Annotated in this window: 4 protein-coding genes; 1 reads left to right on the top strand and 3 read right to left on the bottom strand. The window is 71.0% G+C overall.

The genetic code is table 11. The features are described from left to right. Positions 1-50: 50 nt before the first annotated feature. Entirely contained in the window at positions 51-569 is a 519-nt protein-coding gene (moaC, locus tag ACFR9S_RS05555) for a cyclic pyranopterin monophosphate synthase MoaC (protein ID WP_379733146.1), read from the bottom strand. Beyond that, complete coding sequence (locus ACFR9S_RS05550; protein WP_379818243.1) at positions 562-2,010, bottom strand: NAD(P)H-hydrate dehydratase; 1,449 nt, start codon at positions 2,008-2,010, stop codon at positions 562-564. Before ACFR9S_RS05550 ends, moaC begins: the two co-directional genes overlap by 8 nt. An 89-nt stretch (positions 2,011-2,099) precedes the next feature. On the opposite strand from ACFR9S_RS05550, the gene ACFR9S_RS05545 reads away from it, so the two are divergent. After that, positions 2,100-2,933 (top strand): hypothetical protein, encoded by an 834-nt coding sequence (locus ACFR9S_RS05545; protein ID WP_379732680.1) that lies wholly within the window; start codon positions 2,100-2,102, stop codon positions 2,931-2,933. 323 nt (positions 2,934-3,256) lie between these two features. Here ACFR9S_RS05545 and ACFR9S_RS05540 read toward each other — a convergent pair. Then, on the bottom strand, positions 3,257-3,956 hold a 700-nt coding region (locus tag ACFR9S_RS05540), incomplete at its 5' end, for a fumarylacetoacetate hydrolase family protein (protein ID WP_379818242.1).

Genomic DNA, 3,956 nt, shown 5'->3' with positions numbered 1-3,956 from the left:
CTATCAGCCAACAATCGAACCATGCCTACCACCCGACCAACGAACCGCCCTCAGAGCTCCCGCTTCTCCTTGCTCACGACCTCCACGCCCGAAATCTCCGTCCCGGGGTAGCCGCTCGCTTCCACCTCGTCGGACGCCTCGACGACCTCCTTCTCGGCGGCCTTCACCATGTCCCAGACGACGTTCAGCCCGGTCGTCACGCCCTGCAGCGCCTCCATCTCGCAGCCGGTCTTCCCGGTCGTCTCGACGGCGACCTCGAGTTCGATCCGGTCCTCGCCCACCGAGAACTCCGTCTCCACGTTCGTGATCGGGATCTGGTGGCACATCGGGATCGTCTCCCAGGTGTGCTTGACCGCCTGAATCGCGCCGATCCGGGCGGTCGCGAGCACGTCACCCTTCCCGATTTCGTCGGCCCGGACGGCCGCGATCGTCGACTCGGTGAGGCGGATCTCCCCGCGTGCGACCGCGCGCCGGCCGGTATCGGGCTTCTCGCCCACGTCAACCATCTGCACATCGCCGTCGTCGGTGGTGTGGGTCAGTTCGTCGTCGGAGTCGGCGTTCTCACTCATCGTCGCCCCCTTCGAGCGCCGCCGGGATGGTCTCTTGGAGTTCGGTCGCGCGCAGGCCGTCGCCCCGATCCAGCATCTCGGCGGCGCGGCCGTTGACGTAGCTGCCGACGCAGGCCGCCTCGAACGGCTCCGCGCGGGCGAGCAGCGCCGCGACCACGCCCGCGAGCGTGTCGCCGGTGCCGCCGACGGTCATCCCCGGCGTGCCGGCCCGACAGCGCCGGACCGTCTCGCCGTCGGTGATCACGTCCACTTCACCCTTCGCGAGGATCGTGTGGCCGAGATCGGCCGCGAGCTCGCGGATCTCGTCGGCGTGCGCCACGAGGTCGTCCGCCTCGGGGCCGCCCAACTCCGCCAGTTCGGAGCGGTTCGGCGTGAGTACCAGCGTCGCGTCGGTGTCGACCTCGGGCACCAAGGGGAGCGCGTCGGCGTCGACGACTGCGGTGCCGGAGAACTCGGCGAGGAACTGCCGGGCGGCGTCTTCGGTCTCGGGATGTCGGCCGAGGCCCGGGCCGAGGATCACCGTGTCGTCGTGGCGCTCGGCCGTCTCGACGAGCTCCGGGACGTGTTCTGGTTCGAGGTGGTCCGTGGCCGACTCCTCACCGTCGCCGTAGGGCTGGACGATCAGGTCCTCGGAGTAGCCCGCGATCGGATCGAACACCGACGCGGGGCAGGCGACGAACGCGAGACCCGCGCCGGCCGACAGCGACGCGCCGGCGGCGAGTGCGGGCGCGCCGGTGTAGGGGCCGCCGCCGATCACGAACGTCCGGCCGCCCTCGCCCTTCCTGCTTCCCCCGTCGCCCAGCACTGCCACGTCTCCGGGACCGACTACCTCCTCGGCAGCTTCGGGGATGCCGATATCCGCGACGGTCACGTCCGCGTGCTCGGCGAGCCCCGGCTTCAGGTCGTGGAACGTGACGACGTGCTCGGCCTCGACGACCCCGCCCGGAGTCGCGCCCGTATCCGCATCGACGCCGGAGGGCACGTCCACCGCAAGGACTGGCGCCGCGCTGTCGTTGATCGCGCGGGCCGCGCTGGCTTCCGGCTCCCGGAGTTCGCCCGTAATTCCCGTCCCGAGCATCGCGTCGACGACCAGGTCCGGATCGTCGAGGTCGAACGCGCGGGAGTCCGTCACGGTCTCGACGTCGATGTCGGCTGCCTTGAGCGCGTCCCAGTTCGCCCGCGCGATCTCGGTCGTGATGCTCTCGGGCCGACCCAGCAGTTTTACCGTGGCCTCGCGGTCGTCGAGGAAGCGTGCAGCGACGAGCGCGTCGCCGCCGTTGTTCCCCCGGCCGCAGACCAGCGTCACCGAGTCGCCGGGGGCCGTCAGTTCCCGGACTCGTCGGGCGACGGCGTTGCCCGAGGACTCCATCAGCACCCGGAGCGGCACGCCCAGCGCCGCGGCGTTGCGGTCGACCGCGGCCATGCGCCTGCTCGTGATCATGCCGACGGCTTCGGTGTGGGCCGGATTAAGGGTGGTGGGCCGCCGGTCGCCGCCGGAACCCATACCCGGCCAGCCGTCCGATCGCACGTGTGCAGCAGTATCCGCCCATCCCCGCCATCGACGACGAGGCCGTCCCCGAGTTCGCGGGCCACCTCTGGCTGCTGGAGGCGGTCGAGGGGTCGCTCCTCCGGTTCCGGATCGGGGAGTCGGGCGCGATCCGCTTCGGCGGCGAGCAGCGCGTCTACCGCGACGACGACGCGATCCCGCGACAGTGTCGCCGCGCGGTCCGGCACGTCCGGGAGCGACTGGACCGTGCGGCGCTCCGAGATGCCGTCGACGACGTGAGCAGCGTCACGTTCGTCGGCTGGGCGACCCACCGCGAGCGGATCGACTACGACTGGGACAGACTGCCGCCGTTTCTCGGCGCCGATGTATCCGCCGGCGATGCCGACACCTTCCGGCCACCGGCCGCTGCCGAAGCCATCTTCGACCGCCTCGGCCTCGACCCGGCTAACGCTGTTGAACGCGAACTCCACAGCCGGGACTTCGACCCCGAACGCTACCGGTTCCCCGAATCGGCGTGGTACGACGGCGCCGCCGCGGGCGTCGTAATTCGCGACAAGCGTGGCGGGCGCGCACTGCTCAGAAATCCCGAAATTTCTGGAGAGTCCGAGAATCCGATCGACGCCGAGGGCGGGGACTCGCTGGCGGCCGCGGTGGCGACGGATCGCCGGTTCGAGCGCGTCGCGACACGACTCGAGGAGTGCGGGCAGGCGCCGACCGTCGACGAACTCCGGGAGCGCGTGCTGGAAGACGTGTACCGCGAGGAGCACGGCCGGCTGTTCGGGGGCGGACGAGCGATCGACGAGTCGGCGTTCCGAACGGCGGTCGCGCGGCAAGCCCAACGATTCCTGCGCGGATAGCCGCAGTCGTCGCCCGGCGCCGCGCAGTGGTAGGCGCGAAGGCATCGCCGCCCGGCCACGCCGTGACGAACTCCCCCACCCCGTGAACTATCGGTCCGGGAGCGCCGCCGTTCGATCGAAGCCGCGGCCGGGGCGCTCCAGCGGCGGGCCCGACGGACCAGCGACGCAGCGCGACCGCCCCGGACCGGACCGCGGCCGCGGCTGACCCTTCTCAGAACGCGATATCTCCGTCTGGCAGCGAACTTCTCCCCCGGGCGGGTACTGGCGGGGGCGTCGGCTACTCCCCCCTCGTCCGGCGAGTGACGGTGCCCTCCGACCGTCGATCAGACCTCGACGACGGGGTTCACCAGCTCCCCGATCCCCTCGATGTCGATGCGGACCGTGTCGCCGGGCTGGAGCGTGAACTCGCCCTCGGGGACGAGCGAGGTGCCGGTGAGCAGTACGCCCAGTTCCGGCACCGCGTTGTGGGCGCGCCAGCAGTCGGCGAGTTCCTCACAGGTCCGGGCCATCTCAGCGGTCGAGGTGGCGTCGTCGTACACGGTCTCGCCGTCGCGCTCGATGCGCATCGACATCCCGAGGTCGTGGGGGTCGGGGACGCTGCCGGCGCCGACGACGCAGGGACCGATCGAGCAGCAGCGGTCGTACACCTTCGCCTGTGGGAGGTAGAGCGGGTTCGCCCCTTCGATCTCGCGGCTGCTCACGTCGTTGCCGACGGTGTAGCCGACGATCTCGCCGTCGTACAGCACCAGCCCCAGTTCGGGCTCGGGGACGTTCCAGTCCGAGTCGCCCCGGACGCCGATCGCGCCGCCGGGGCCGACCGTCCGGCTCGGGGTCGCTTTGAAGAAAATCTCCGGGCGTTCGGCGTCGTACACGTCGAGGTAGACGTCGGCCATCCCGCTCTCCTCCTCGCGAGCCTGCTCGCTGATCTCGTAGGTGACGCCGGCGGCCCACACCTCCTCGGGCGCAACGGGGCGTTCGAGTTCGACGACGGAGAACTCGACGACCGGCGCCTCCGCGAACAGG

The sequence above is a fragment of the Halolamina salina genome, assembly GCF_042678005.1.
Taxonomy (GTDB): domain Archaea; phylum Halobacteriota; class Halobacteria; order Halobacteriales; family Haloferacaceae; genus Halolamina; species Halolamina salina.
This window is presented reverse-complemented; position numbering and strand designations above follow the sequence as displayed.

Excerpts from the sequence above, each read along its gene's own strand:
- moaC (WP_379733146.1), bottom strand. The coding sequence starts at position 569 with ATGAGTGAGAACGCCGACTCCGACGACGAACTGACCCACACCACCGAC.
- ACFR9S_RS05550 (WP_379818243.1), bottom strand. The coding sequence starts at position 2,010 with ATGATCACGAGCAGGCGCATGGCCGCGGTCGACCGCAACGCCGCGGCG.